The 26,264-nt window shown below is 31.9% G+C and carries 31 protein-coding genes; 20 read left to right on the top strand and 11 right to left on the bottom strand.

Going from position 1 to position 26,264, the window contains the following annotated elements; translation table 11 throughout:
• Positions 1–111: 111 nt before the first annotated feature.
• Entirely contained in the window at positions 112–1,560 is a 1,449-nt protein-coding gene (locus FOF46_RS08625) for a hypothetical protein (RefSeq protein ID WP_143916166.1), read from the bottom strand.
• A gap of 190 nt (positions 1,561–1,750) precedes the next feature.
• Between FOF46_RS08625 and FOF46_RS08620 the strand changes: the two genes are divergently transcribed.
• From FOF46_RS08620 to FOF46_RS08605, 4 genes are read left to right on the top strand one after another with little or no spacing between them, the layout of a single operon-like run.
• Positions 1,751–2,287 carry a GNAT family N-acetyltransferase gene (locus FOF46_RS08620; protein WP_109439231.1) on the top strand — a complete coding sequence of 179 codons (537 nt, stop codon included), beginning with the start codon at positions 1,751–1,753 and terminating at the stop codon, positions 2,285–2,287.
• 5 nt (positions 2,288–2,292) lie between these two features.
• Positions 2,293–2,838, top strand: coding sequence for a DUF4440 domain-containing protein (locus FOF46_RS08615; protein ID WP_109439142.1), 546 nt, complete (start codon positions 2,293–2,295; stop codon positions 2,836–2,838).
• Between the two features lie 26 nt (positions 2,839–2,864).
• Positions 2,865–3,380, top strand: a complete 516-nt coding sequence (gene lspA / locus FOF46_RS08610) for a signal peptidase II (RefSeq protein ID WP_143916165.1) — start codon at positions 2,865–2,867, stop codon at positions 3,378–3,380.
• Positions 3,381–3,986, top strand: coding sequence for a carboxymuconolactone decarboxylase family protein (locus FOF46_RS08605; protein ID WP_109439144.1), 606 nt, complete (start codon positions 3,381–3,383; stop codon positions 3,984–3,986).
• Between the two features lie 11 nt (positions 3,987–3,997).
• Here the strand turns inward: FOF46_RS08605 and FOF46_RS08600 are convergent, their stop codons facing one another.
• The 5 genes from FOF46_RS08600 to glyA form a co-directional block, all read right to left on the bottom strand.
• The gene (locus FOF46_RS08600) at positions 3,998–4,741 is read right to left on the bottom strand and encodes a phosphodiester glycosidase family protein (protein ID WP_244299591.1); all 744 of its coding nucleotides are present in this window, start codon (positions 4,739–4,741) and stop codon (positions 3,998–4,000) included.
• A 3-nt stretch (positions 4,742–4,744) separates the two neighbouring features.
• Positions 4,745–5,419 (bottom strand): DNA alkylation repair protein, encoded by a 675-nt coding sequence (locus FOF46_RS08595; protein ID WP_109439145.1) that lies wholly within the window; start codon positions 5,417–5,419, stop codon positions 4,745–4,747.
• 57 nt (positions 5,420–5,476) lie between these two features.
• Positions 5,477–6,208 (bottom strand): hypothetical protein, encoded by a 732-nt coding sequence (locus tag FOF46_RS08590; RefSeq protein ID WP_143916164.1) that lies wholly within the window; start codon positions 6,206–6,208, stop codon positions 5,477–5,479.
• A gap of 63 nt (positions 6,209–6,271) precedes the next feature.
• The gene (locus tag FOF46_RS08585; RefSeq protein ID WP_143916163.1) at positions 6,272–6,820 is read right to left on the bottom strand and encodes a hypothetical protein; all 549 of its coding nucleotides are present in this window, start codon (positions 6,818–6,820) and stop codon (positions 6,272–6,274) included.
• 276 nt (positions 6,821–7,096) lie between these two features.
• Positions 7,097–8,371 carry a serine hydroxymethyltransferase gene (gene glyA / locus FOF46_RS08580; protein WP_143916162.1) on the bottom strand — a complete coding sequence of 425 codons (1,275 nt, stop codon included), beginning with the start codon at positions 8,369–8,371 and terminating at the stop codon, positions 7,097–7,099.
• Between the two features lie 307 nt (positions 8,372–8,678).
• On the opposite strand from glyA, the gene fahA reads away from it, so the two are divergent.
• From fahA to FOF46_RS08555, 5 genes are all read left to right on the top strand, one after another.
• A complete protein-coding gene (fahA, locus tag FOF46_RS08575) occupies positions 8,679–9,959 on the top strand; it encodes a fumarylacetoacetase (RefSeq protein WP_109439149.1) in 1,281 nt (426 codons plus the stop codon).
• Positions 9,960–10,066: 107 nt separating this feature from the next.
• A complete protein-coding gene (locus FOF46_RS08570) occupies positions 10,067–11,254 on the top strand; it encodes a hypothetical protein (protein WP_109439150.1) in 1,188 nt (395 codons plus the stop codon).
• Positions 11,255–11,354: 100 nt separating this feature from the next.
• Positions 11,355–11,954: a Crp/Fnr family transcriptional regulator gene (locus FOF46_RS08565; RefSeq protein WP_143916161.1), complete on the top strand. Its 600-nt coding sequence runs from the start codon at positions 11,355–11,357 to the stop codon at positions 11,952–11,954.
• Between the two features lie 91 nt (positions 11,955–12,045).
• Complete coding sequence (locus FOF46_RS08560) at positions 12,046–12,321, top strand: hypothetical protein (protein WP_143916160.1); 276 nt, start codon at positions 12,046–12,048, stop codon at positions 12,319–12,321.
• 35 nt (positions 12,322–12,356) lie between these two features.
• Positions 12,357–12,791 (top strand): group III truncated hemoglobin, encoded by a 435-nt coding sequence (locus tag FOF46_RS08555; protein ID WP_143916159.1) that lies wholly within the window; start codon positions 12,357–12,359, stop codon positions 12,789–12,791.
• On the opposite strand, the gene ytxJ is transcribed toward FOF46_RS08555, so the two are convergent.
• Entirely contained in the window at positions 12,788–13,183 is a 396-nt protein-coding gene (ytxJ, locus tag FOF46_RS08550) for a bacillithiol system redox-active protein YtxJ (RefSeq protein WP_143916158.1), read from the bottom strand. The two genes, FOF46_RS08555 and ytxJ, sit on opposite strands and share 4 nt — an antisense overlap.
• Positions 13,184–13,386: 203 nt before the next feature.
• Here ytxJ and clpB point away from each other — a divergent pair, with 203 nt between their 5' ends.
• The 4 genes from clpB to FOF46_RS08530 all read left to right on the top strand — a co-directional run bounded on the left by clpB (position 13,387) and on the right by FOF46_RS08530 (position 18,089).
• Positions 13,387–15,987: an ATP-dependent chaperone ClpB gene (clpB, locus tag FOF46_RS08545; protein ID WP_109439155.1), complete on the top strand. Its 2,601-nt coding sequence runs from the start codon at positions 13,387–13,389 to the stop codon at positions 15,985–15,987.
• A 211-nt stretch (positions 15,988–16,198) separates the two neighbouring features.
• Positions 16,199–16,846 (top strand): hypothetical protein, encoded by a 648-nt coding sequence (locus tag FOF46_RS08540; protein ID WP_109439156.1) that lies wholly within the window; start codon positions 16,199–16,201, stop codon positions 16,844–16,846.
• A gap of 102 nt (positions 16,847–16,948) precedes the next feature.
• The gene (locus tag FOF46_RS08535) at positions 16,949–17,542 is read left to right on the top strand and encodes a TetR/AcrR family transcriptional regulator (RefSeq protein ID WP_109439157.1); all 594 of its coding nucleotides are present in this window, start codon (positions 16,949–16,951) and stop codon (positions 17,540–17,542) included.
• Between the two features lie 64 nt (positions 17,543–17,606).
• Positions 17,607–18,089: an acyl-CoA thioesterase gene (locus FOF46_RS08530; RefSeq protein ID WP_109439158.1), complete on the top strand. Its 483-nt coding sequence runs from the start codon at positions 17,607–17,609 to the stop codon at positions 18,087–18,089.
• An 11-nt stretch (positions 18,090–18,100) separates the two neighbouring features.
• Here the strand turns inward: FOF46_RS08530 and FOF46_RS31450 are convergent, their stop codons facing one another.
• Entirely contained in the window at positions 18,101–18,259 is a 159-nt protein-coding gene (locus FOF46_RS31450; RefSeq protein ID WP_160114396.1) for a hypothetical protein, read from the bottom strand.
• Between the two features lie 97 nt (positions 18,260–18,356).
• Between FOF46_RS31450 and FOF46_RS08525 the strand changes: the two genes are divergently transcribed.
• Positions 18,357–18,869 (top strand): SixA phosphatase family protein, encoded by a 513-nt coding sequence (locus tag FOF46_RS08525; RefSeq protein ID WP_109439159.1) that lies wholly within the window; start codon positions 18,357–18,359, stop codon positions 18,867–18,869.
• On the opposite strand, the gene FOF46_RS08520 is transcribed toward FOF46_RS08525, so the two are convergent.
• Complete coding sequence (locus FOF46_RS08520) at positions 18,862–19,617, bottom strand: DUF6503 family protein (protein ID WP_109439233.1); 756 nt, start codon at positions 19,615–19,617, stop codon at positions 18,862–18,864. The genes FOF46_RS08525 and FOF46_RS08520 overlap by 8 nt on opposite strands.
• A gap of 271 nt (positions 19,618–19,888) precedes the next feature.
• Here FOF46_RS08520 and FOF46_RS08515 point away from each other — a divergent pair, with 271 nt between their 5' ends.
• Positions 19,889–20,245 carry a DUF3887 domain-containing protein gene (locus tag FOF46_RS08515; protein WP_143916157.1) on the top strand — a complete coding sequence of 119 codons (357 nt, stop codon included), beginning with the start codon at positions 19,889–19,891 and terminating at the stop codon, positions 20,243–20,245.
• A 96-nt stretch (positions 20,246–20,341) separates the two neighbouring features.
• The gene (gene smpB / locus FOF46_RS08510) at positions 20,342–20,800 is read left to right on the top strand and encodes an SsrA-binding protein SmpB (protein ID WP_109439161.1); all 459 of its coding nucleotides are present in this window, start codon (positions 20,342–20,344) and stop codon (positions 20,798–20,800) included.
• A gap of 17 nt (positions 20,801–20,817) precedes the next feature.
• Here the strand turns inward: smpB and FOF46_RS08505 are convergent, their stop codons facing one another.
• Positions 20,818–21,405, bottom strand: a complete 588-nt coding sequence (locus FOF46_RS08505; protein ID WP_109439162.1) for a hypothetical protein — start codon at positions 21,403–21,405, stop codon at positions 20,818–20,820.
• A 13-nt stretch (positions 21,406–21,418) separates the two neighbouring features.
• The gene (locus FOF46_RS08500; protein WP_143916156.1) at positions 21,419–22,060 is read right to left on the bottom strand and encodes a protein-L-isoaspartate(D-aspartate) O-methyltransferase; all 642 of its coding nucleotides are present in this window, start codon (positions 22,058–22,060) and stop codon (positions 21,419–21,421) included.
• Between the two features lie 319 nt (positions 22,061–22,379).
• On the opposite strand from FOF46_RS08500, the gene FOF46_RS08495 reads away from it, so the two are divergent.
• The 4 genes from FOF46_RS08495 to FOF46_RS08480 all read left to right on the top strand — a co-directional run bounded on the left by FOF46_RS08495 (position 22,380) and on the right by FOF46_RS08480 (position 26,258).
• A complete protein-coding gene (locus tag FOF46_RS08495; protein WP_143916155.1) occupies positions 22,380–23,339 on the top strand; it encodes a Gfo/Idh/MocA family protein in 960 nt (319 codons plus the stop codon).
• 45 nt (positions 23,340–23,384) lie between these two features.
• Positions 23,385–24,272: a 3-hydroxybutyryl-CoA dehydrogenase gene (locus tag FOF46_RS08490; RefSeq protein ID WP_143916154.1), complete on the top strand. Its 888-nt coding sequence runs from the start codon at positions 23,385–23,387 to the stop codon at positions 24,270–24,272.
• A gap of 121 nt (positions 24,273–24,393) precedes the next feature.
• The gene (locus FOF46_RS08485) at positions 24,394–25,020 is read left to right on the top strand and encodes a M23 family metallopeptidase (protein WP_143916153.1); all 627 of its coding nucleotides are present in this window, start codon (positions 24,394–24,396) and stop codon (positions 25,018–25,020) included.
• Positions 25,020–26,258: a DUF1015 domain-containing protein gene (locus tag FOF46_RS08480; protein WP_143916152.1), complete on the top strand. Its 1,239-nt coding sequence runs from the start codon at positions 25,020–25,022 to the stop codon at positions 26,256–26,258. Before FOF46_RS08485 ends, FOF46_RS08480 begins: the two co-directional genes overlap by 1 nt.
• The last annotated feature ends 6 nt before the right edge of the window (positions 26,259–26,264 follow it).

Here is a 26,264-nt window from a genome sequence, read left to right as displayed (position 1 = left end):
GCAATATGAGATTGATATCGATATTATTGAAAAAAGACATCATGAAACAGAAATAAAAAATGTCCTTTAGATTATTATTTAAAGGACATTTTTTTATGTTATACAATACTACTATTCAACAGCTTTAAGAAGTGTTTGTATATGTTGATCGTCTTTTAATGTATTAATTTCATCCCTTGTTTTACCTTGACCAGATTTGATATAAGCATCAAAAATATGGCTAAGATATATTGGAGAAGTATTACCTGTAAAACTAACTCCTGCATGACATGAAAAGCAATTAGCGAGATTATCTACTGCTATTTTTGAAATACTATCTTGAAAAGTCTGGGTAAAGGTTTCCATAGAAACATTTGCGTTATTTAAAGAGCCTCTTGCAAAAGATCCTGGTGTTGCTGCTCCTATTTTATATCCTAAACTTACGATCTTTTCTGCTTGTTCCTTTGGTGTCATATTATCTGTATTAATCCAAATAGAACCATTATAGAAATAATTATTCCATACATCGGTAAGTTTTGCAGCCACACAAGTATTAATATCTTTAATATTATCAAAATTTTCTGGCTCTGATTGGCTTGTTTTCAAAAAACCAGAAGCATTTACAGGAACCCCATATTGAAATAAATCATACGCCATATGGGCTGTCACTGGTGCTTTGTTTGTTGTATCCCAGGTAATCCCTCCTAAGCCAGTTGTTGTCCCTTTACTAAATAATAATTTCTCTGTGGATGAACTTGCTGTATTGGCAGACCAATCATAATTTGGTGCAATATCATTATGCTCAAATGTAGCCCAAATAAACTCAGGATGATTTTCTACAACACCAGTAACATGCATCCCTAACAAAGCCATCTTAGTATTTGTAAAAGTAGCGCCTCCATCTGTGCTCAAAGCAGCAACAGTTGTAAAATAATTACTTTGTTTATCACTGGAAATAGCATTAATATCTACCCATGACACTTTTAACTCTAAAGAACCTACTGGAAATACTTCTAAATTATCTGCAGGCAATGTTCCATCATCTAATTGTTTTTTAAAAATCTCAGCTTGGTTTAACATTATTGGACTAGTATGAATCGAATAATATATAGTAATAGCCTCATTGGTCGCACTATTATATGCAGGATTTGTTTTTAGTATACCATTCGACCCTGCTTGTTCTGTATCTGTTAACACCACATTTGCCCCAGTCTGTTGTGGTATTTTCTCCATTAAATCACTCACTTGAATTATTGAATCCTGATTTAGAAATAAAGGGAGGTTACCATCTGGTTTTGTCAACCATAAAAATTTCTGCCATGACCATTGGTGAAAAATACAATTGGTCGTAGAAGATACATCAAACGGGCTTCCTTTTCCCTCGGCAGGAGCAGATGTTTGACTGTGTGGGAACCAGCTCGATTCACAAGCACAAGTAGTTTCTGTCTGAACTTCACTATATGTGGTTTCAGGCTCTATCTTTTCTTCTTTTTTTTCTTCCTTTTTACAAGAAGTCATACAAGCAGCCCCAATAGCTACTATTATAAAACCATGTAAAATAATTCCTGTTTTGTTTTTCATATTTGGCTGGTTATTAGGTTAGTATTCTTATAAAGAATCGTGTATAACCAAATATAATTATTATATAATGTAAATAAAAGAGGGTAAACACCTGTTTTTTTATGTAAAAAACGTTAACGTGCTCCTATATTTTTATAGAAGTATTAAATGATACTTTATATTTACATAAGCCAACATGAAAATGCTTAAAATGAATACATACATCTTTACATCTGAACGCTTAGGTTTCAGGGAATGGACGCTAGACGATCTAGAGCTCTTAACAGAAATTAATAATGATGATGATGTAATGGAATTTTTCCCCTTTAAGCCATCAAAGCAAGAAACTAAGGCTTTCATTGTACGAATGCAAGAAATGTTCGCTGAAAAAGGGTTCTGTTACTTCCCTGTTGATCTTTTAGAAAATGGAGAATGTATTGGCTTTATAGGTTTATGCGAGCAAACCTATTTAAAAGATCTCGATGTTTTTATAGATATTGGTTGGCGGCTTAAAAAAAGTATTTGGAACAAAGGATATGCTACCGAAGGTGCAAAAGCATGCCTGGATTTTGGATTTCAACAAATGGGACTAAACAAAATCTATTCTGTTGCCCCAGAGATTAATCTAAAATCAGAATTAATCATGAAAAAAATAGGAATGCAACGCATTAAAACTTTTATACATCCTAAATTATTAGATAATGACCGATTGAAACATTGCGTATTATATGAACAACAAAATATTTAACAGTTATGAAATCTAAAATAAAAATAATATTTATAATAATTCTACTCTCTTATTATTCAAATCTTGATGGTATAGCGCAAGAAACTGCTATTCATGAAAAAATTAATGCCGACATGTATGGTAATTTTTCTAAAGCCTTTGAAACATTAGATTACAATTTGTTTGCCTCTATTCATAGTAATGACATGATTCGTATTTCTGGAAATGGTGGAGAAATAAAAGGTGTTAAAACCTACCTTGAAGGATATAAAAAAAGATGGAGTAAACCCAAAGGAAAACCAGCTCTTATTGATTTTAGGTTATTCGAAAGAGTGTATTCAGAAACCCTTGTTTCTGACAGAGGTATTTATAGAGCATCGTATACTGATAATGATAATAAAGTACAATATTCATATGGCCAATTTCATGTCGTACTAAAAATGATAGAGGGTAATTGGAAAATTTTAATTGATTATGATTCTAATGAAAATGAAACTATTAACAAAGATAGTTATGATAAAGCTTTCTCTCTTTCTGAACATAAAAAATATGAGAAACATGAGAATAATTGATCGTTTCTATTACTTTTGAAATTATAATGAAAATCAAAGGAAAAATAAGAATAATACTCATACTTTCTCTGGTTTTGCTAAATATTAGCTGCGACCAGATCTCAAAAAGTGTTGTACGACAAGCAATTGAACCTTATGAACGTATAGCTGTTTTTAAAGATAATTTTGTGTTGACTAAAGTCGAAAATACAGGAGCAGCGTATAGTTTAGGTTCGGATTTAAGTCCGATACTAAAAATTATTTTATTACAAATTCTTCCAATATTCGTTTTACTAGTATTATTAAGACAAATATTAATCAAGACAAATTATTCCAGAGAAACTATTATCGGTTTTGCTTTCATTATTGGTGGAGGAATTGGAAACCTTTTTGATCGTATTATGTATGGATCGGTGACTGATTTTTTGATTTTGGATCTAGGTATTTTTAAAACTGAAATATTTAACCTAGCAGATGTTTCTATTATGCTAGGATCAATGTTAGTATTATTTAGTGCTCTTTTCAGTAAAAAAGGGTCATTTTTTAGAGAAAAACTTCAATAAATGAGTTGGATAAAGGAAATAGCATATAAAAATGCTACAGGTCAATTAAAAAAGATTTATGACCGTATCAAGGGCCCTGACAATAATGTAGATAATGTTTTATCTATTCATAGCTTACGACCACATACCCTTATAGGTCACATGGGATTATATAAAAATGTACTTCATAATTCGAATAACACACTACCAAAGTGGTATTTGGAAACACTTGGTGTTTATGTGAGTAATTTGAACCAATGCAGCTATTGTGTTGATCATCACGCTGCCGGGTTAAAACGTTTGCTCAATGATGAAACTACTTTTCAGGGAATTATGTCTTCTATCATAAAAGATCAACCAGAACTTCATTTTAAATATCAATATTTAGAGGGCTTACATTATGCAAAACAATTAACACTATCTCATCACACTATTACAGAAGCAGATATTCATAAACTTAGAGAGCAACAATTATCTGATGGAGAAATATTAGAAATTAATCAAGTAGTTAGCTATTTCAATTATGTAAATAGAACTGTCGTTGGTCTGGGTGTAAATACTGATGGGGACATTATCGGACTTTCTCCCAATAATAGTGACGATGCAGAAAATTGGAGCCATTCATAAGCATCTAAGGATTAGTTTTTAGTTTTTATTTCTCCTATAATCACTCCAAAATCTCCATCCAATTGCTCCCAATTCTCTGAAGGCAAATATGTTCTAGACACAAAACCATCTAGATACAGTGCATTCTTGCAGCCGTTTTGTTTAAAATACGATGCAAAATCATAGAAGTTTATTTTTTCTTTTGACATTGCAAAAAGTAAATTTCCATTAGGAAGAATTCCTACTCCGTTTCTGATATGAACATTAACAGAACCTTCAGTAAACTTAGGGTGAATTTTATTATCAATCAATAACATTGGCCCTGATTGAGTCGCATATTTTATATCACTATTACTGTTAAACTTAGTTGTCGGGCATATAATAGGGGTGTTATCTATGGTTAAATAGAAAATACCATTGGGCTGCAAATAAAAGTTTCCATATCCTTTATCCACGGTATCTATTTTTGCCTTACGAACTCCGTTTTCTATATATAATCCCTGTGGCGTCCTATCTTTATTATACATGCCTCCATTCATGGCAAAAACTAACTGTTTATTTTCTTCCTCTAATTTTGTTTTTAGATTGTTTAGGCTTGCATATGTATTTCCGTTCTTATCTTTCCAATAAAAATGTACCTCTTGTTCTTTAGGGTTAATAATGTGACTAATTAATTTTGATTCATCAATCCTATTACCCAATGATTGAATTGAATAAAAGCTACTTAGACCAACGAGTAAACTTATACTTACTATAACACCTATTCTTCTTATCAATTTTTAATTCTTTTTAATTAATCTTAAAGCTTCTTTTCTACTTAACCTACTCAATTCTGTCTTGTTCGTAAATTCTACAACCCATTCTGGATTTGTTCTACTGTACTCTCTCAGCACCCAACCAATAGCTTTATTAATAAAAAATTCTTGAGTCCCGGTTAATGAATTAATCACATAACTCAAAAACACGGGATCTAATTTTTCTTTATACTTCAGTTGAAATAGCAAACATGATCTTTGCAACCATATATGATTAGATGCAAGCCATTTTTTTATATAAATATCCCTTTGTTCTGGATACATCTTAAAATATTCACCAATTAATTTTGTGGCAATAAAATCAATTGTATCCCACCAGGATTTATGAATCACCATGAATTCAAAAAGTTCAATATCTTCTTTTTCAAACTGCTTTACATATTTTAAGGTAAGCTCTTGTCCAAAATGTTGAAAATCTCTTTGAGGTTTCTCCCAAAGTATTTTAACAATTTGATGTAATTCGCCTTTTTTCGGGAGAAATTCTTTAATAAAAAATGGTTTTTGAATTTCTCTTCTTTGGGTTGCTTTGAGTCCGAAAAACTCAAATTGACCCCTCATATAAGCCTTTTGATCCAATGCAATAGTTGGGTTTCCATTTTTCTTGAATTCACTCTCTATTGTTTGTATATATTCTTTCATTATATTAGGCTTTCATGAGGAAAAAGAGATTTTGAAATCTTTTTTCACATCAATACTCTATCCCTTATCAGAAGAATTAGTATTATATTTCTTCCATTTACTCAGAAAAATTGAATCATTTTCTATAAATCTCTCTCCTGTTCTATATTTGATGAATTCATTTCTTCCTGTTATACTAGTATCTTTATACACTTCATTATAAAAATCAATATATTCTTTTTTTTCTTTCTCTAATGTTTTCCGAAGAGAAACATAAATATTTGATTCTGGATTCGATTTTCTCCATATACCATATATAGTCATATTTGAAGTATATCGAGTTGTACTGATCAAACTATCATTTACTATGAGATCCATACTTTTACTATGGTATATAATTTTTTTAGGATAGTCTATTTCTTTTTTATAAAACCTGTTTTCTTTATAAGAGAAGATTCCATGTTCGCCAATAGGACTGTATGGATTAGTTTTTGTAACCTTAACAAAACCAAACTCTGTATCAGAGATACGGTTTATGATTAATATCCCTTTATATATACTATAATCGTGTATTTTTTCTGGCCCATTCCCAAACCCTTCTATAAGATCATATCGTCCTTCTATATCAGGAACAGTAATGTCATCGGAGGAGGTTTTCTGTTTTTCCATATTGTTTTCATCAGATGTAGCGTTTACATCCTCTGTCTCTACTTTATTCTTTGTAGATGTAGACTGTTGTTTTTTATTACACCCTGTCAATACAACAGTTATTATGATCAACATCGAAATAAGTGTACTCTGTATATTCATAACATTCATATATTTGTTCATCTGTATTGTTCTAGAATATTACATTTTGAATAAAAAGAGAGTCTAATTCTTTTTGTTTTTCATAATCCTTGATTTTCTTAATATCTCGGCATATATATTAGCTTGTTCAAGAAATTCAGTTTCCTTAAAAGTTCTTTCAAATAAAGGCTTTCCTTTATTGAGTTCTTTTATAAGTTTATAATTTTCAAAATAATATCTTCCTTCAAATTTAATTTCGAGTTTAGATGTATCAAAATGCATCCATTCTCCTGATTCATCAAAAACATCCTTAAACTTATTTTCCCGCTGATACGCAAAAAACACGTCCCCGTCTTTTAAGTAATAATCTGTTATGATAACTCCATAAGAAGGTCCCATCCATTCAGTAATTTTCACCAAATGATCACTCTCAAAAAAACCAGTAATCTGACCTCCTCCATCTGGTATATATTCCATAAATTCTTCATTATTCAAATCAATCTTTTTTAATGTTGTACTCGAATTGATACGTTGAAACTCTTTCCTAATTTTTAGAATAGATTCATCTATATTCTGTGATATACCAATAAAAGGCAATATCAATACGAATATGAGTAATTTTATATTTTTCATAACTCTATGGTGATAACCAATCCAAATTTAAATACATAATTCGTTAAAAACTTCCTTACCAGCAAATTTATTATTGGGGATAATTCTAGATCAAATTATATTTTATAATGAATCCAAAGATCAGGAATATAAAATATGTAAACTACCCTATTTCTAGTGAAAAACTGATACTATTCGCCGTTTCTAATAGATAATAATGTAAATCTATCGTATTAAATACGAAAAGCGCATTATCTACTAATAAGACAATGCGCTTTAATTATTATAATTAATCTGCTAAGCTATAAATAATGGTTTGTCTGCCATCATAGCATTTACTTCGTTAGCAATATCATGTAATGCTTCTTCATTCTCTACATTAACAATTACTTTGTCAATTAATTCTACAATAGCAAGCATATCATTTTCTACAAGTCCGCGTGTAGTAACTGCAGCCACACCTATTCTAATTCCTGAAGTAACAAATGGAGATTTATCATCAAAAGGTACCATATTTTTATTTACAGTAATTTCTGCAACACCAAGAGCTTCTTCAGCCTGCTTCCCTGTTACTCCTTTATTACGTAAATCGATTAACATCATATGATTATCTGTACCTCCAGAAATCACTTCATATCCTTTTTTCACAAATGCTTCAGCCATAACCGCTGCATTTTTCTTTACTTGTACTATATAGTGCAAAAATTCATCGGTTAACGCCTCTCCAAACGCAATAGCTTTTGCAGCAATGATGTGCTCTAAAGGTCCACCTTGATTTCCTGGAAAAACAGCACTATCAAACAAAGAAGACATCATACGCTTCTTTCCACTTTTTAAAGTAATTCCAAAAGGATTTTCAAAATCTTTACCCATAAGGATCAACCCTCCTCTTGGACCTCTAAGCGTCTTATGTGTAGTCGTCGTTACTACATGACAATGCGGAACAGGATCAGAAATAACACCTTTTGCTATTAAGCCTGCTGGATGTGCAATATCAGCCATAAGAATTGCACCTAAACTATCTGCAATCTCTCTAAATCTTTTATAATCGATTTCTCTTGAATATGCAGACGCTCCGGCAATGATCATTTGTGGCTTTTCTGTTGTCGCAATTTCCTGAATCTTGTCATAATTTAATTCTCCCGTCTCTTTTTCTACACCATAAAAAACCGGGTTGTATAATTTTCCTGAAAAATTAACCGGAGACCCATGAGTCAAATGTCCTCCATGAGAAAGATCAAAACCTAATATTTTATCTCCAGGTTTAAGACATGCATGATATACCGCAGTATTCGCTTGCGAGCCAGAATGTGGTTGCACATTAGCATACTCTGCTCCAAACAATTCTTTTGCACGATCAATAGCAATCTGTTCTACAACATCTACTACTGCACATCCGCCATAATAACGTTTTCCGGGATATCCCTCGGCATATTTATTAGTTAGTACAGATCCGGCAGCTTCCATCACTTGTTCACTTACAAAATTTTCTGAAGCGATAAGTTCTAATCCGTTGATCTGACGTTCTCTTTCGTCCTGAATTAAATCAAAAATTTGTTCGTCGCGTTGCATGTATTCTCAATTTGTTAATAAAAGTGCAAAAATAGGAAATACATTCATTAAATTAGATGAAATGAATAGTAATAAATATGAACATTTTCTTAACAACATAGCAGATAAGAGAATTGTATATTATCTATTTTTACTACTCTTATCGAGAAGACTCTTCAATAAGAAGGCTTAATAAATATTATTATTACAATCAATTATATTCTTTTGTAAAATTTTAATTAATTTTCACACAATTAAAAATTTTTAAACGAGCGAAAATTATATATTTGATTTTAAGAATTACCAACAATCTATTAAAAAAACAATAATGCCCATAACCGCAAATTATCCAGATAGAAAAACGTGGATTAAAACCCCTCTTAAAACTGATTTTCCAATTCAGAATATTCCTTTTGGTGTTTTCCTTACCAGGGATGATATTATTACCATAGGAACACGTATTGGTGATACTGCTATTGACTTAGGAGCTCTTCATCAGTTGGGTTATTTTGAAGGAATTCCTTTAACCGATGATATTTTTTTACAAGATTCTTTAAATGACTTTATTTCTGACGGAAAAAAAACATGGAGGTTAGTTCGTAATAGAATTGCGGATATTTTTGACGCTACCAATGACAGTCTAAAAAACAATGAAAAACATAGAAAAGAAGTATTATTCTCTCTAGATGAAATCGAAATGCAATTACCTGTTAGCATTGGAGATTATACTGATTTTTATAGTAGTATTGAGCATGCTACAAATGTAGGAAAGATGTTTAGAGATCCAGAAAATGCTCTACTTCCTAATTGGTTACATATGCCTGTTGGGTATCATGGACGAAGTAGTTCTATAATTCCATCTGGTATTCCTGTTCATCGTCCGCAAGGTCAAAAACTAACTAATGGTGCTACAGAGCCAATTTTTGGTCCTTCGAGATTAGTCGATTTCGAACTTGAAATGGCATTTATAACTACAGATGCAAATCAATTGGGAGAACCAATCCCTATTGAAGAAGCTGAGGATTATATTTTTGGGATGGTGCTTTTTAATGATTGGAGTGCAAGAGATATACAAAAATGGGAATATGTACCTCTTGGTCCTTTTTTAGGTAAAAACTTTGCCTCATCAATATCACCATGGATTGTTACTCTTGATGCATTAGAACCTTATAGAACTGAGGGTCCAAAACCATTAAAAAAACAACTGCCCTATCTTCAATATAAAGGCAAAAAGAGTTTTGACATCAATCTTGAAGTAGCTATTCAACCAGAAAAAGAAAAAGAAACTATCATATCCAGAAGTAATTTTAAACATATGTACTGGAATATGGCACAACAACTCACACATCATACCATAAATGGGTGTCCCGTTAATTCTGGAGACATGATGGGAAGTGGAACTTTATCAGGTCCAACTCCAGAATCTTATGGTTCTATGTTAGAATTAAGCTGGCGAGGAGAGAAACCAGTTCAGTTAGATTCTGGTGGAAGTCGTAAATTTGTTGAAGATAATGATACCGTGACTATAAGAGGGTATTGTGAAAAGAATGGAGTACGTATTGGGTTTGGAGAAGTTTCTACTAAATTACTTCCTGTTTTCAAAAAATAAAATAATCGCAACCGTTATAAAACCTCGGAAAACTCAATTTCGAGGTTTTTTTTATTATCTTTTGGCATTAAAGTTGATTTTATGACCCCAATCAAAATACTATTGACATGAAAAAACTATTACTTCTGGTACTCACATTTGTTTTTGCTGTTTCTTGTAGCAGTGTAAAGAAAACCGAAAAAGCACTTAATACAGGAAACTACGATCAAGCTATAAATATTGCTTTAAACAAACTTAAGACCAATAAAGATAAAAAGGGTAAGCAACCTTATATTCTTATGTTAGAACAGGCATATGCAAAAGTTATTGAGAGAGATAAAAATGCTGTAGCCTACTTAGAAAAAGAAGGGAATCCTGCAAATTTAGAACGTATTTTTAATACATATACTACTTTAAAAAGTCGACAAGAACGTATCAAGCCTCTTCTACCACTTTACCTTGTAGAAGAAGGACGTAATGCAAATTTTTCTATCGATAATTATGATCAGAGAATTATAAGTACAAAAGATAAACTTTCTAAGTACCTTTTTGATAATGCTAAAACACTTTTATCCTCTGCAAAACAAAAATCAGATTACAGAGCGGTATATGATGATTTAATATACCTTGATAAAATCACCCCTAACTATAAGAATACAAAAGAGATGATAGAAGAAGCTCATCTCAAAGGGACAGATTTTGTAAGAGTTACTATGAAAAATAACACAGACGTCATTATCCCAAGAAGATTAGAAAGTGATTTGCTAAATTTTGGTACGTATGGTCTTGATGATTTATGGACAGTATATCATAGCCAACCTCAACGTTCTGTAAAATATGATTATGCAATGGAAGTTTCCTTGAGAGAAATTAATATCTCTCCAGAACAGATAAAAGAACGTCAACTAGAAAAGGAAAAACTAGTTAAAGATGGTTGGGAATATTTACTAGATGAAAATGATGAAATAGTGGTAGATGATAAAGGGGAAAAAGTAAAAGTAGATAAAATGGTAAAAGTTCGTTGCGAGTATTATGAATTCACTCAGTTTAAAGCAGCGAATGTAGTGGGTAATGTTCAATACAGAAATCTTAGAACCAGACAACTTTTAGAAACTTTCCCTATATCTAGTGAATATGTATTTCAACATATTTATGCCAATTATAGTGGTGATAAACGTGCATTAGAAGATGGTTTACTGGGATATCTGGGACTTAAAGCAGTTCAATTTCCATCTAATGAGCAAATGGTTTATGACTCAGGTGAAGATTTAAAAAATAAACTAAAGAATATTATTACTAATTATCGTTTTAAATAGTAACGATAGACCTCTTGTCTTGCACAACAAGATTTCTTATAGTATTAGCCATATCACTATTGAATTTTGACGGATAATATGATCCATAGAAAAATTTAGCATGATAGATAATGAAAAATTACTTAACTCGGGGGCTGTTTTAAAAAAATATAAACGAGGTGAACAACTTTTTGAAGAAGGCACTATAGCTCGCTATTATTATCAGGTGCATGCTGGCGAGATTAAAATGAATAACTATAATGAAGAAGGCAAAGAGTACATACAAGGTATTTTTGTAAAAGAAAAGAGTTTTGGTGAACCTCCTTTATTTTCAGATTTCAAATACCCTGCGAATGCAGAAGCAATTATAGATTCTGAGGTTTGGCAATTATCCAAGGAGAAATTTTTAAAACTCTTAGAAGAAAACCCTAAGATTCATTATAAATTTACCAGCACACTTGCTTCTCGTTTGTATTACAAAGCTATTATGGTTTCAGAAATATCAACTCAGGAACCAGAGCATCGTATTTTAAGAATATTAGATTATTTTAAAAAGAATAATGATCCCCAAATAACATCTTCAAAAACATATAAAGTAGAACTCACAAGACAACAACTTGCCGATTTAACCGGATTACGTGTAGAAACTGTAATAAGGAGCATTAAAAAGTTAGAGCAAAAAGGAGAACTTTTAATCAAAAATCGAAAAGTTTATCGATAAATCAGTGGTTGTACTAGCTTTATGATCTTGATCATAAATCCATACCTCTTCCTTGAAATACCTTTGTAATATATATCTAAAATCTATTGTTATGTATTCAAGGTTATTAAAAGATTTCAAAGAAATGTATATGGCATATATACCATTAATGATCATACTTTCCAGTTGTCTGGGATCAGTTGCTGCAATGGTTATTCTTATGCAAGATCGATCTACAGCACAAGTTATAGAACTTTCTCTTTGTGTGATCGCGTGCATGACATTTAACGCCTCTATTTTAGCTCAAATGAAAGCCAAAATAGTATTTAATTTACTAATAGTTAGTTTACTTATTAATAGCGTTATTATCCTTTTAAGTCTCATATAAACTAACAGACTTATGAATATTGAAAATTTGAGTCTATGAAAAGTGATATAAGGAGTAGAGATGATGTTTATCTATTAATCACCTCATTCTATTCAAAAATTAGAGAAGAACCTACACTTGGTCCTCTTTTTAATCATGTAATCCAGGATTGGGATGCACATCTAGAAAGGTTAACTGACTTCTGGGAAACCAATCTTTTATTTGTTGCAAAATATAAAGGTAATCCTATCAAAGTACACCAAGAAGTCGATCAAGTTTTTAAGGGTACTATTACAGAAAAACACTTTGGTATTTGGCTTAACATATGGATAGAAACACTTGATAAACTCTTTTTTGGAGAAAAAGTAGAACTTGCAAAAAGAAGAGCCCGAAAAATGTCAACTCACCTATTCATAAAAATGTTTGAGTCTAGAAATTCTAATAAAACAATATGCCCATTTCTAGATGAAAAAAGCAAAAATGTTTTTTAAATATATTGATGTAAAACCTGAGGTGTAATCATACTATGTGAAGAATGATGAACCACTACTCCATTGCGAATTACAATAAATTGTGGTGACTCATGAAAAACCTGAAATTTTGCAGACACCTCTGAAGAAACATCTCTATGATTCAATAAATCCAAATAATAAAGATCTACCTGACTCTCTGCTAGATCAAAACTACTTTCAAAATTTCTAATCACCATTCTACTAATTCCACATCGTGTAGAATGTTTAAAAATTGCTTGTGTTTTAGTCTTTGAAGCTTCTGCTATTTTATCCAATTGAGGTATCGAATTAAGCTCTTGCCATGGTAGAGCTTGTTTTTCTTCTTTAGATTCTTTCTCTTCAGATCCAAATAATTTACCTAATATTCCCATTGTTATTTCTTATACTAAATTATTGCAAACTTAGTCAAATGCATTTTAAAACTGACTATAATTATTTATTTGTCGTTGTAAAACCCTTAACTTTACATTTAGCCAAAAAGTCAGTAAACCTCGAGAAAAAACAGACATTTTGACGTGTTTTTATTGTCGGAATATTATTTGATTTCCTACACTAGAACTCAAAATATAACCCTATGAATTTTAATAATTTCACCATAAAATCACAAGAAGCCATACAGCAAGCACAACAACTTGCTCAAGGGTTCGGACATCAGCAAATAGAAAATGAACATATTTTTAAGGCCATTTTTAATGTAGACGAAAATGTTTTACCATTTCTACTTAAAAAACTCAATGTAAATATTAATCTATTGCAACAAGTTTTAGATAGTACGTTAGAAAGTTTTCCGAAAGTAAGCGGAGGAGAATTGCAATTGTCTCGAGAAGCCGGTTCTTCATTAAACGAAGCTAGCATCATTGCAAAAAAGATGAACGATGAATATGTTTCTATCGAACATTTAGTCATTGCAATTTTTAAATCAAAAAGTAAGATCGCACAAATCCTAAAAGATCAAGGAGTCACAGAAAAACATCTTACCGAAGCCATTAGCGAAATAAGAAAAGGAGAACGAGTAACATCTCAAAACGCAGAAGAGACATATCAAGCATTAAGCAAATATGCCAAAAACCTTAATGAAATGGCAGAAAGCGGGAAATTGGATCCTGTAATTGGCCGTGATGAGGAAATTAGAAGAGTGCTACAAATCTTATCTCGTCGTACCAAAAACAACCCAATGCTGGTTGGAGAACCTGGTGTTGGTAAAACTGCTATTGCAGAAGGATTAGCACATCGAATTATTGCTGGAGATATTCCAGAAAACCTGAGAGATAAACAAATTTTTTCTCTGGATATGGGTGCCTTAATTGCTGGCGCAAAATTTAAAGGTGAATTTGAAGAACGTTTAAAATCTGTAGTCAAAGAAGTAACCTCTAGCGATGGAGATATTGTACTATTTATTGACGAAATACATACTTTGGTAGGTGCCGGCGGTGGCCAAGGGGCAATGGATGCCGCCAACATCCTTAAACCAGCTTTAGCAAGAGGAGAGTTACGAGCGATAGGAGCTACAACACTAGATGAATACCAAAAATATTTTGAAAAAGATAAAGCTTTAGAAAGACGTTTTCAAAGGGTAGTTGTGGATGAACCAGATACAGAAAGTGCTATTTCAATTCTTAGAGGTATTAAAGAAAAATACGAAACACATCATAAAGTTCGTATAAAAGATGAAGCCATCATTTCTGCAGTTGAATTATCCCAGCGCTACATAACTAACAGGTTTTTACCCGACAAGGCTATTGACTTAATGGATGAAGCTGCTTCTAAATTACGAATGGAAATCAACTCAAAACCTGAAGAATTAGATGTATTAGATCGAAAAGTTATGCAACTCGAGATTGAAATCGAAGCTATAAAACGAGAAGATGATCATCTAAAATTAAAAACATTAAATGCTGATCTTGCTAATATCAAGGAAGAACGTAATGAAATTTTCTCAAAATGGCAAAGTGAAAAAGAAGTCGTTGATGCCATACAAAATGCCAAAACAGATATAGAAGAATATAAACTTGAAGCTGAACGAGCAGAGCGAAATGGTGATTATGGGAAAGTTGCAGAATTACGTTATGGAAAAATAAAAGAAGTACAGGAAAAACTGGACGAACTTCAAACACAACTAAATGAACAACAGAGTAAATCTTCTCTTATCAAAGAAGAAGTTACCAATGATGATATCGCAGAAGTTGTTGCCAAATGGACAGGCATACCCGTTACCAAAATGCTACAAAGCGAACGAGAAAAATTACTTGTATTAGAAGAAGAACTTCAAAAACGAGTTGTTGGTCAAACTGAAGCCATACAAGCAGTTAGTGATGCAGTACGTCGAAGTCGAGCCGGTTTACAGGATCAGAAAAAACCCATTGGATCGTTCTTATTTCTCGGAACTACAGGAGTGGGTAAAACTGAATTAGCAAAAGCTTTAGCAGAATATCTCTTTAATGATGAAAGCTCCATTACTCGTATAGACATGAGTGAATATCAAGAGCGACACTCTGTAAGCAGATTAATGGGAGCTCCTCCAGGATATGTTGGATATGATGAAGGAGGACAATTAACTGAAGCTGTAAGAAGAAAACCATATTCTGTGGTATTACTCGATGAAATAGAGAAAGCACACCCTGATACATTTAATGTACTCTTACAAGTATTAGACGAAGGTCGATTAACAGATAACAAAGGTAGAACAGCCGATTTCAGAAATACCATCATCATTATGACCAGTAATATCGGGAGCCATATCATTCAGGAAAAATTTGAAACTATTAAAGATATGGATTCTGCGATGGAAGCGGCCAAAGTTGAAGTTCTTGGATTACTAAAACAAGCTGTTCGTCCAGAGTTTCTAAACAGAATAGACGACATTGTGATGTTTTCTCCATTAACCAAATCCAACATAAAGGAGATTGTAAAACTTCAACTAAAACATGTTTCAAAAATGTTAGTGGAACAACAAATTACTTTGGATGCCACAGAACAAGCAATAACATATCTCGCAGAAAGAGGTTTCCAGCCAGAGTTTGGAGCAAGACCCGTTAAACGTACAATACAAAAAGAAGTACTAAACAAGCTATCAAAAGAAATTCTAGCAGGCAAAGTATCTACTGAAAACATAATCCTACTAGATGAATTTGATAATAATTTAGTTTTTAGAAATCAAGAGAATTTAGTTTCTTGACCGGGAAAAATCCCCTGAATCTTATGACAAAACAAGCAATCTACCTGGAAAAAGTAGATTGCTTGTATATTTTTAAACAAAAAAATAAAAAAAGTAGATATCGTTAGACTGCATGAATTACGGTTTTACCGTAGATATTAACAAAATTATTCCTACATGGTTAATAACTAAATAATGAAAAAAAAGAGGTTTTGAGTACATTGCTCCCTCAATGAAACCAACTATAGTATTAGTACTTCTTCTGACCTCATTTATCTCCCTGGGCCAAACCAGAAAAGGAGCATTATCTGATATTCGCAATAAATATCAATTAATCAGAGAATTAGTAGACACAAACACTCTAAGACAACATCATACAGAATACTCTTGTGAAGAAGCAATAGAAAAAGGAGGTCTTACTTTTTATTACAATGGTAATGAACTAAAACACATCATACATACTCATACCAAAGGGCATGTAAAATATCGTGATGAATTCTATATCTGGGATGATGAACTATTCTTCCAGTACGCAACACATAAGATCTCGTACAAGGATTATGAAAGAAGTAAATCAGGAAAGCGTCAACTTGTAGATGTTATATTAACTCTTGAAGAGCGTTTCTATTTCAAAGAAAGAAACGTTATAAAATGCCAATTTAAAGACTTTGAAAATAGAAGTAATCGACCTAAAGAGATTAAAACAAATAATGTAAGAAATGTGAATGTTGGGTGTGATCAAGCGCAAAGTGCTCTCAAAAAATTTGATTTATTATTACGTTATCAGGATATGGAAATTGAAGATGCTTGTAACTTACCAAAAAGCATTACAAAAATAGAACCTCTCGATGGTATTTATGGCAACCTAGGTCATAATTAGCAACTTTACTTTTTTCTGTTTTTTAATTATCTAAAAATTATTTTACTTTAAAATATACCAATAGGTATATTTTTTGTACATTTAAACTCATTTTACTAAGAAATGCTTACAAAAGCCGAACAGACAACAGAATTTATTATTCAGACCGTTGCGCCAATTTTTAATAAAAATGGATACGCAGCTACAAGTCTTAGTGATATCACTAAGGCTACAGGATTAACTAAAGGCGCTATTTATGGTAACTTTAAAAATAAAGAAGAATTAGCTGTTGCTGCATTTAATGCTACAGTAAAGAATATGCTTCGCAGGATCACAGATCACCAATCTTTAAGTAACTCTTCTCTGGAAAAATTATTTCTAATTACCGATTTTTATCGAAATTATTATAACTACAGTCAAGAATTAGGAGGTTGTCCGGTTCTAAATATGGGAGTAGATGCCAAACATCAAAACCCTTTATTACTCGAACGGGTAAGATATACAATCACAAAAATAAAAAGTAATCTTGCAAAGATTATTGAAAACGGCCAAAAACATGGAGAGATAAACTCTAAAATAGACCCTATATTATATGCAAAAAGATTATACACAATGATTATTGGTGCTATTTTTATGACGCATACCCTAGAAGATAACAGTTATCTTCTGGAAACTATGGATCAAGTTGATGAAATAATTAACAACGAACTTAAATAATAACTTTTTTTTAATCTACAATATACCAATTGGTATATTATTAAAATTAATAAATAACAGACATATGAAATTACTTAAAGTACTAGAAAGTAAAGCAAAAATAAGATTTCAGGATTGCGACCCTTTTAATCACCTGAACAACGCTGCTTATATCAATTATATGATCAATGCCCGAGAGGATCAAATTGACAAATATTACAATCTTGATATTTTCACACTAGCAAAGACAAAAGGTATAAGTTGGGTAGTCGGCACAAACCAGATTGCATATATCAAACCTGCCTTATTAATGGAAAATGTAATTATAGATTCTCAACTGATCCGACACACAGAGAATCAATTGCATGTAGAAATCAGAATGTGGAATCAAGACAAAACTGAATTAAAAGCTATATTGTGGAGTACTTTTGTACACTTTAATTTATTAAAGCAAAAACGTTGGAATCATGATACTCAACTCATGGAATTATTCAAAAATATCGAAGAACCAATTGCAGCATCCAGTTTTGAAGAAAGAATTTCACAATTAAAACCACAAAAAGTGTAACATTTATATTTTTATGGGGTCTTATATAAACATGCAACCACATAAAACCAAGCCATATGAGATCTTCTGGCGATTTGGGCTCCTCTAACAAAAAGAGAAGCTCCTATACCTATATCTATATAGGATTTTTTATCATAGCCATTCTGTCTATGATCATTGTTATTTGGCAAATGGGAATGTTAGAATAATCCAATCAGATACGAAAATAACCGTTTATTACTTTTGTAATAGTTATTTTCGTATCTGATTTAATAGTTACATTATATTATGAGAGCAATATTAGTTTTAAGCATTTTTCTTTCTTCATTTTTAAGTTTAGCTCAGAACACAGGAGCATCACAGGATCTTACAACTACGTATTTCTTTATACGACATGCCGAAAAAGACCTTAGTGATCCCAAAAACAGGAATCCTAAACTTACGGATGAAGGAAACGCAAGGGCAGAAAACTGGGCGAAAATGCTTGTTGACACTACTATTGATATGATATACTCTACTGATTATATCAGAACTCAAAAAACCGCTGAACCTATAGCAAAAAGTAAAAATTTACAAGTAACACTATATGATCCCAGAAATCTAAATGATCCTGAGTTTCAGCAAAAAACTAAAGGAAAAACAGTTGTCGTTGTTGGTCATAGCAATACTACTCCTGCTTTTGTAAACAAAATCATGGGTAAAGAAAAATATAGTGCAATTGATGAGAAAGTTTATGGCAAAGTATTTATTATAAAAATTACTGGAGATATTATTACAGATACTGTACTTACAATTAATTAACGATATCCTTTTCAAGATACACATAAATATCTTCTAGCTCTATTTTCGAAAGTAACTTCAGTTGTTTCTGCTCAAATAATTGATCTAGTTTTTCTAATGGAGTTTTTAGATCGTCTGTTTTATAATTCTTATAATCCACAAACCGTATACCATTAATAACCCTTGAATTATATGCCTCTCTAAAACGTATTCCTCCTCCATTAACTGCATATTTATAAGCTAGATAATCTATTGTAAAATCTTCTTTATTTATCCAATATAAAAATTCATCTTCAAAATCAGTTCCTCCACCTTCTTGAGCAAAAGTGACTTTGATCTTATAATACCCTTCATTATCAATAGTTGATTCGCCTATTAACTCTTTTTGTACGGCAGGAGCATTAAGTCCATAAGGTAAGTTTGCAAAGTAATGCACAGAATTTACCCCATCACTAATTCTGGTTACTAATGAATCAGTAATTTCCACAGGACAATTTTCAATAGTACGCTTCAAACCAGCATTACTCACAATATCATGAATCAATCCATTTGGTCCATCCACAAATCTTTCTAATGCATAGATTCCTTCTCCTCTTTCACTTCTATATTGTTTTCCTCTAAATGTAAAATGCATAATTGCATTATCAAATCTATGACCTCCAGCATGATCTATAGCTTTATCTATAATTTCTGCTGCAGAAAACTGGGGCAAAACCAAAGTGAATGAAGCTAAAACTATAATCAATAATAAAAGTGAATACCTTTTCATAACAATCATTAAAAAAACTAAATTAAACTTTACAGGATAAATTACTGTCACAATTTTGTTAAACCCCCAATTACATAAAAATTAAGGTCACACAAAATTCAATAGTGTTTATCGCCCTATTAGACGGTACCCATATAACATACTTACTCATTAACTTCACTTTTTATACCCCAAAAAGAGGATTAGGTAATTATCTGTTTTTTAGCCTTATTTTTTTAAATCTTAAAAAAGATAATTATTTTGCACTTTCAAAACCCCAAATGTTAATGCTATGAAATATATAGTTCTGCTTATAATTTGTTTTTCTACTCAGCACATCCTAGCTCAGGATGCTACTGCATATGAAAATACTATAAAAGCTTTTCAAGAAAACTTTAATGCGCAGAATGTAGATGCCATTTTTGCGTTATATACTCCCGAAATGCAAGAAACGATGACAAAAGAAGGAGTGAAACGTTTTGTGAATGGATGTCATGAGCAATTTGGAAACCTAAAAAAACTTACTTTCATACAGACAGCAGAAAATATCAATAGCTACACGGCAGAATTTGAAAAAATAAGTTTGGTAATGGAGCTTCTGTTAAGTCCCAATGGTAAGATTGCCACAATACAATTTCAAGAACCATAGAAAGTATTTAAAATATTCACTTTTGATGTAAAGCTTTCTTTCGAGAAAGCTTTGTACTTTTGCATTCATTTATAAAAGCATCTCGAATTCACAAACATGAATCCAAATAAAATCAATATACTCAACCGTAAAGCAAAATTCGAATATGAATTTCTGGATAAATATACAGCAGGAATTAAATTAGCTGGAACCGAAATCAAAGCAATACGCGAAGGTAAAGCAGGTATTGCAGAAAGTTTTTGTGAATTTAATAACGGTGAGCTTTTTGTAATCAACATGCATATAGAAGAATATTCACATGCCACATATTTTAATCACAACCCCAAAAGTGAAAGAAAATTACTTCTGAATAAAAAAGAATTAAAAAAATTAGAAAAAGAAGTAAAAAATTCTGGATTAACCATTATCCCTACCCGTTTATTTATTAATGATCGTGGATTAGCCAAGTTAAATATTGCACTTGCTCGTGGTAAAAAAATGTATGACAAAAGGGAAACGATTAAAGATCGTGATAATAAAAGAGCTCTGGATCGTATTAAAAAAGATTTTAGATAACTTGATTATATTCTTATTTATCTTATTCCATTAATTCTATTATATTCCTGACGTTCTTTTTCTTGTAAAAGAACATTATCCGGATCTGCATCCAATTCTTTCAAGGTTTCAACATAATTAGGGTAATCTCTATATTTTAACTGCATCAATATAGAACTCGGCATTAAAAACAATAAGCAACACACCACTCCTAACACAACTGATCTTAAAAGTATTCCCGCATACACCTCTTTCTTTCCTAACCATAGTTTTATCAAGCTCACTACTAAAATTACGGATGTTATCCCCCCTCCGATCAACAAATTTTGATTCGCAAAAGGCCATTTAAATATTTTAAAAAGTATCCCTAAAACTATGATTGAAAACCCTATCCCTGCTCCTATTGTAGCAAAAATTCTGACCCCGGGAATTCCTCTGAAGGATTCTTTTCTAAACATTTCATGAAACTTCACTCCATTAAGTAATGCAAAACTAAAATAGAAATAGAAACCAGAAAGTGTTACAAGAGACAATATTGCAATAATAGCTCCAAAAGGAAAGTTCAATACAAATAGTAAGATTCCAAAAATAATTAAGGCTCCTAAAATTATTTCAGTTTTTTTCATAATACAAACTTGATCAATTCTTATCTTCTAATAAAGGAACAAATCTAAATTCTCCAAACTCTCGCTTTTCAAATTCAGTTTCACTTTTGCGAATAAAAAGAGTCATAATTTGTACATCTTCTCCTACGGGGATTACCAACCTTCCATTAATTTGTAATTGGCTTAATAATGGTTTAGGAACATAAGGAGCACCCGCTGTCACGATAATTGCATCATAAGGTGCATGCTCTGATAAGCCTTTATACCCATCACCAAACGATAAATGCTTAGGGCGGCATCCAAGTTTGGTTAAAAACAATTTTGTTTTTTTAAACAATTCTTTTTGGCGTTCAATACTATAAACTTTTGCTCCTAATTCACATAATACAGCTGTCTGATAGCCCGATCCTGTTCCTATTTCTAATACCATATCCCCCCTTTTGATTTCCAATAATTCACTTTGAAAAGCTACAGTATAAGGTTGAGAAATTGTTTGATCTGCAGCTATAGGAAAAGCTTTATCCTGATAAGCATGATCTTCAAACCCAGAATCCATAAATAAATGTCTGGGTATCTTTTCTATAGCAGATAGCACAGCTTTATTCTTGATTCCTTTCTTAATTAATACTTCAACTAACTGTTTTCTTTTTCCGGCATGTCTAAGGGTATCTTTCACTATCTTGATGGTTATTTAGAGGGCTAAAATTACATAAACATTTTATCTGTTTTAATATTTTGAGTTGAAAATATTACAAAAATTTACTCTTTGCAATTAGATCAATTATTTATAGAATTAAGAGTATAATAATTTATGATTTCGAAAACAAATAAAACAAAAATTATCGTTTTTATATATTCTAAAAATGCTCATTTAAAAAACATTTAGTTGAAGTATTTACAACTTATTCCCCTTTTAGAATTAAAATTTTAGATTTTAGATATAATTAGGATTTAAAATTTATAAATAATACTATTTTTGTGTAAAATCTTGAATTATGCTCAAAGCCGGAGTACTCGGTGCGGGACACCTTGGTAAAATCCATTTACGTCTTTTAGAACAGTCAGAAAATTACAATCTTATAGGTTTCTATGATGCTAGTCAAAGTCAGGCTAAATCTATCGTTGAAGAGTTTGGATATCAATTATTCAATTCTGTAGAAGAACTCATAGATGCTGTTGATGTGGTTGATATAGTAACCCCAACTTTTGCTCATTTTGAAGTAGCAAAACAAGCTATTAAAGCAGGTAAGCACGTTTTTATAGAAAAGCCAATCACCAATACTGTCGCAGAAGCTCAACAACTTATTGAGCTGGCAAATACACATGGTGTTAAAGGACAAGTAGGTCATGTAGAACGTTTTAATCCTGCATACACTGCTGTCGCTAACAAAATAGACAACCCTATGTTTATTGAATCTCATAGATTAGCAGAGTTTAATCCCAGGGGAACAGATGTTCCTGTTGTTTTGGATCTTATGATTCATGATATTGATGCTATTCTAAGTGTTGTTCATTCTGAAGTAAAACATATTAGTGCTAGTGGCGTTTCAGTAATTAGTGAAACTCCGGATATTGCAAACGCTCGTATCGAATTTGAAAATGGCTGTGTAGCTAATCTTACAGCTAGTAGAATTTCGTTAAAGAATATGAGAAAATCTAGATTTTTTCAACGTGACGCATACATTTCTGTTGATTTCTTTGAGAAAAAATGTGAGGTTGTCAAGATGAAAGATGCACCAGAAACTCCTGATGATTTTGCCATGATTTTACAAAACGCAGAAGGCATCAAAAAACAAATATATTTTGACAACCCTAATGTACCTTCTAATAATGCAATATTGGATGAACTAGATACTTTTGCCGAAGCTATAAAAAATGACTCAATTCCTATCGTTTCATTAGAACAAGGAAAAAAAGCGTTAGAAGTAGCATTAAAAATCATTGACTGTTTCTAGCGTTAATACAAAATTTACACACTCATATAAATAAACAATACACACATGAAAAACATTGCAGTAATTGGTGCTGGGACTATGGGAAATGGTATTGCACATACTTTTGCTCAAAAAGGATTTAAAGTACAATTAATCGATATATCACAACAGTCTTTGGATAAAGGTTTAGCGACTATTACAAAGAATTTGGATAGAATGATTGCTAAAGAAAAAATATCAGAAGCTGATAAAGAAGCTACTCTGGGAAATATATCTACGTTTACTAATGTTAAAGACGGAGTAGAATATGCTGAACTTGTTGTTGAAGCAGCCACAGAAAATATTGATCTTAAGCTTAAGATATTCAAAGAATTAAATGATGCATGTTCTGATGAAACTATTTTAGCATCGAATACCTCATCAATATCAATTACTCAAATTGCGGCAGTAACAAATCGTCCCGAAATGGTTATCGGAATGCATTTTATGAACCCTGTTCCTATCATGAAACTTGTTGAAATTATTAGAGGTTACAATACTTCTGATGAAGTGACGAATACAATCATGGAGTTATCAAAAACATTAGGCAAAACCCCTGTTGAAGTAAATGACTATCCTGGATTTGTAGCAAATCGCATTCTAATGCCTATGATCAATGAATCTATTGAAACGTTATATAATGGCGTGGCAAGTGTTGCAGAAATAGATACGGTTATGAAACTAGGTATGGCTCATCCTATGGGACCACTTCAACTTGCTGATTTTATTGGCCTTGACGTATGCCTTTCTATCCTCAATGTAATGTATGATGGTTTCAAAAACCCTAAATATGCTCCTTGTCCATTATTAGTGAATATGGTTATGGCTGGTAAACTCGGTGTAAAAAATGGTGAAGGGTTCTATGATTATAGCCAAAGTAGAAAAGCAGAGCATGTAGCAAAACAGTTTATATAACCAACGGTTTGAGGTTTGAGGTTTGAGGTTTGAGGTTTGAGGTTTGAGGTTTGAGGTTTGAGGTTTGAGGTTTGAGGTTTGAGGTTTGAGGTTTGAGGAAAAAAGTTATTATAATCCAAAAATGAAAATACCTTTAGTAATTGTTATAGTAATCTTATCTTCATTTTTGTCCTGCAAAAATGAAACAAAAAGTTATTCTGTTACTCAAAACATAAATAAAAAAACAAACCCTGCCTTAGTCCAGAATCAATACCAAAAATACGACACTTTATTTAAGAAAAACCCTGACTGGATTGCTAGTGATTTTGAATATCCAGTAGGTAAGCCAAACGCTAAAGGGTATTATAACGCTCAAAAGTTCAAAGAAAACAACCATTTAGGCGACGACTGGAATGGCGTTGGTGGAGGTAATACCGATTTAGGAGATCCTATTTACGCTATTGGAAATGGATATATATCTTTTGCAAAAGATATAAAAGGAGGATGGGGTAATGTTATCCGAATTATACATAAATACAAAGGGAAATATTATGAATCGATATATGCCCACTGTGATACTATACATATAGAAGAAGGTGATTTTGTAAAAAAAGGAACCTTAATAGGAACTATTGGTAATGCACATGGTATATATTGGGCACACTTGCATTTGGAGATAAGAGATGATATCTTTATGGATATCGGAGGTGGTTATTCTGAAGAAACTTCTGGATATCTTGATCCAACAGAATTTATAAATATCAATTAATGACAAAAATCCTTCCGTTTAAGGCTGTACGGCCAACACGAGATAAAGTAAGCTTAGTAGCTTCCAGATCATACCAAAGCTACACTCCCTTTGAACGAGACTCGCGAATGGATTATAATCCTTATTCTTTTCTTCATATTGTAAACCCAGGATATAAATATCAGAAGGAAATATCAGGCGAAGAACGTTATAAATTAGTTCGTAATAGGTATTTAGAATTTAAAGAAGACGAAATCTTTATACAGGAAGACACTCCTTGCTATTATATTTATAAAATTGTAAATCGTGAGCATGAATCTTTTTGTGGTATAATTGCGGCCGCTAGTGCTGAAGATTATGAAAATGACATTATCAAAAAACACGAAGACACCATACAATATCGCGAAAACACCTTCAAAGAATATCTAAAAACAGTAGGATTTAATGCAGAACCTGTATTACTCACATATCCTGACAATCCCACAATTGCAAAAATTATTAATGAAACCATTGAGCATAGAGCAGAATATGAATTCACAACCACAAATCGAGACACCCATTATCTCTGGAAAATAGATAATAAAAATTCTATCCAAGAAATAAAAGAAGCTTTCTCTTTGATTCAGACAATTTATATTGCTGATGGACATCACCGCTCTGCTTCTTCTCAATTATTGGCACAAGATTTAAAAACGCATAATTCTGAGCATACTGGTAATGAAGCTTATAATTTTTTTATGAGTTATTTGATTCCCGAATCAGATTTAAAAATCTATGAATTTAATAGATTAGTTAAAGATCTTAATGGATTATCAAAAGAAGAGTTTTTAATTCGGTTAGATGAGTGGTTTCGAATTGAAAATAGAGGAATCGAAGTTTACAAACCTTCAAAACCCCATCATTTCAGCATGTATCTGGATGGTGAGTTTTATTCCTTATATCTTAGAAAAACAACTTATGAATTTACTAATGCACTTGAGGAATTGGATGCACAAGTGCTTTACCAAACAGTATTGAATCCTATATTAGCAATAAAAGATGTACGAAGTGATACTAGAATTGATTACGCACATGGTAAAAAAGACATCGTATATATCAAAAGCATGGTCGACTCCAAAGAGTTTAAAGTTGGATTTGGATTATTTCCTGCTTCGGTAGCTCAAATGAAAAAAATTGCAGACGAAGGATTAACAATGCCTCCCAAGAGCACTTATATTGAACCCAAACTTAGAAGCGGCATTACTATATATGAGTTTTAGAGTAAA

Source organism: Aquimarina algiphila (assembly GCF_007489275.1).
Taxonomy (GTDB): domain Bacteria; phylum Bacteroidota; class Bacteroidia; order Flavobacteriales; family Flavobacteriaceae; genus Aquimarina; species Aquimarina algiphila.
This window is presented reverse-complemented; position numbering and strand designations above follow the sequence as displayed.

What these genes read in the sequence shown, in the direction of transcription:
- smpB (WP_109439161.1), top strand. Translation starts at nt 20,342, where the DNA reads ATGAATCCAAATAAAATCAATATACTCAACCGTAAAGCAAAATTCGAA.
- FOF46_RS08555 (WP_143916159.1), top strand. Translation starts at nt 12,357, where the DNA reads ATGAAAAGTGATATAAGGAGTAGAGATGATGTTTATCTATTAATCACC.
- FOF46_RS08570 (WP_109439150.1), top strand. Translation starts at nt 10,067, where the DNA reads ATGAAAAAACTATTACTTCTGGTACTCACATTTGTTTTTGCTGTTTCT.
- FOF46_RS08480 (WP_143916152.1), top strand. Translation starts at nt 25,020, where the DNA reads ATGACAAAAATCCTTCCGTTTAAGGCTGTACGGCCAACACGAGATAAA.
- ytxJ (WP_143916158.1), bottom strand. Translation starts at nt 13,183, where the DNA reads ATGGGAATATTAGGTAAATTATTTGGATCTGAAGAGAAAGAATCTAAA.
- FOF46_RS08515 (WP_143916157.1), top strand. Translation starts at nt 19,889, where the DNA reads ATGAAATATATAGTTCTGCTTATAATTTGTTTTTCTACTCAGCACATC.
- FOF46_RS08535 (WP_109439157.1), top strand. Translation starts at nt 16,949, where the DNA reads ATGCTTACAAAAGCCGAACAGACAACAGAATTTATTATTCAGACCGTT.
- FOF46_RS08605 (WP_109439144.1), top strand. Translation starts at nt 3,381, where the DNA reads ATGAGTTGGATAAAGGAAATAGCATATAAAAATGCTACAGGTCAATTA.
- FOF46_RS08595 (WP_109439145.1), bottom strand. Translation starts at nt 5,419, where the DNA reads ATGAAAGAATATATACAAACAATAGAGAGTGAATTCAAGAAAAATGGA.
- FOF46_RS08585 (WP_143916163.1), bottom strand. Translation starts at nt 6,820, where the DNA reads ATGAAAAATATAAAATTACTCATATTCGTATTGATATTGCCTTTTATT.
- FOF46_RS08505 (WP_109439162.1), bottom strand. Translation starts at nt 21,405, where the DNA reads ATGAAAAAAACTGAAATAATTTTAGGAGCCTTAATTATTTTTGGAATC.
- FOF46_RS08540 (WP_109439156.1), top strand. Translation starts at nt 16,199, where the DNA reads ATGAAACCAACTATAGTATTAGTACTTCTTCTGACCTCATTTATCTCC.
- FOF46_RS08560 (WP_143916160.1), top strand. Translation starts at nt 12,046, where the DNA reads ATGTATTCAAGGTTATTAAAAGATTTCAAAGAAATGTATATGGCATAT.
- glyA (WP_143916162.1), bottom strand. Translation starts at nt 8,371, where the DNA reads ATGCAACGCGACGAACAAATTTTTGATTTAATTCAGGACGAAAGAGAA.
- clpB (WP_109439155.1), top strand. Translation starts at nt 13,387, where the DNA reads ATGAATTTTAATAATTTCACCATAAAATCACAAGAAGCCATACAGCAA.
- FOF46_RS08590 (WP_143916164.1), bottom strand. Translation starts at nt 6,208, where the DNA reads ATGAATATACAGAGTACACTTATTTCGATGTTGATCATAATAACTGTT.
- FOF46_RS08525 (WP_109439159.1), top strand. Translation starts at nt 18,357, where the DNA reads ATGAGAGCAATATTAGTTTTAAGCATTTTTCTTTCTTCATTTTTAAGT.
- FOF46_RS08530 (WP_109439158.1), top strand. Translation starts at nt 17,607, where the DNA reads ATGAAATTACTTAAAGTACTAGAAAGTAAAGCAAAAATAAGATTTCAG.
- FOF46_RS08495 (WP_143916155.1), top strand. Translation starts at nt 22,380, where the DNA reads ATGCTCAAAGCCGGAGTACTCGGTGCGGGACACCTTGGTAAAATCCAT.
- FOF46_RS08485 (WP_143916153.1), top strand. Translation starts at nt 24,394, where the DNA reads ATGAAAATACCTTTAGTAATTGTTATAGTAATCTTATCTTCATTTTTG.
- FOF46_RS08520 (WP_109439233.1), bottom strand. Translation starts at nt 19,617, where the DNA reads ATGAAAAGGTATTCACTTTTATTATTGATTATAGTTTTAGCTTCATTC.
- lspA (WP_143916165.1), top strand. Translation starts at nt 2,865, where the DNA reads ATGAAAATCAAAGGAAAAATAAGAATAATACTCATACTTTCTCTGGTT.
- FOF46_RS08565 (WP_143916161.1), top strand. Translation starts at nt 11,355, where the DNA reads ATGATAGATAATGAAAAATTACTTAACTCGGGGGCTGTTTTAAAAAAA.
- FOF46_RS08620 (WP_109439231.1), top strand. Translation starts at nt 1,751, where the DNA reads ATGAATACATACATCTTTACATCTGAACGCTTAGGTTTCAGGGAATGG.
- FOF46_RS08625 (WP_143916166.1), bottom strand. Translation starts at nt 1,560, where the DNA reads ATGAAAAACAAAACAGGAATTATTTTACATGGTTTTATAATAGTAGCT.
- fahA (WP_109439149.1), top strand. Translation starts at nt 8,679, where the DNA reads ATGCCCATAACCGCAAATTATCCAGATAGAAAAACGTGGATTAAAACC.
- FOF46_RS08615 (WP_109439142.1), top strand. Translation starts at nt 2,293, where the DNA reads ATGAAATCTAAAATAAAAATAATATTTATAATAATTCTACTCTCTTAT.
- FOF46_RS08490 (WP_143916154.1), top strand. Translation starts at nt 23,385, where the DNA reads ATGAAAAACATTGCAGTAATTGGTGCTGGGACTATGGGAAATGGTATT.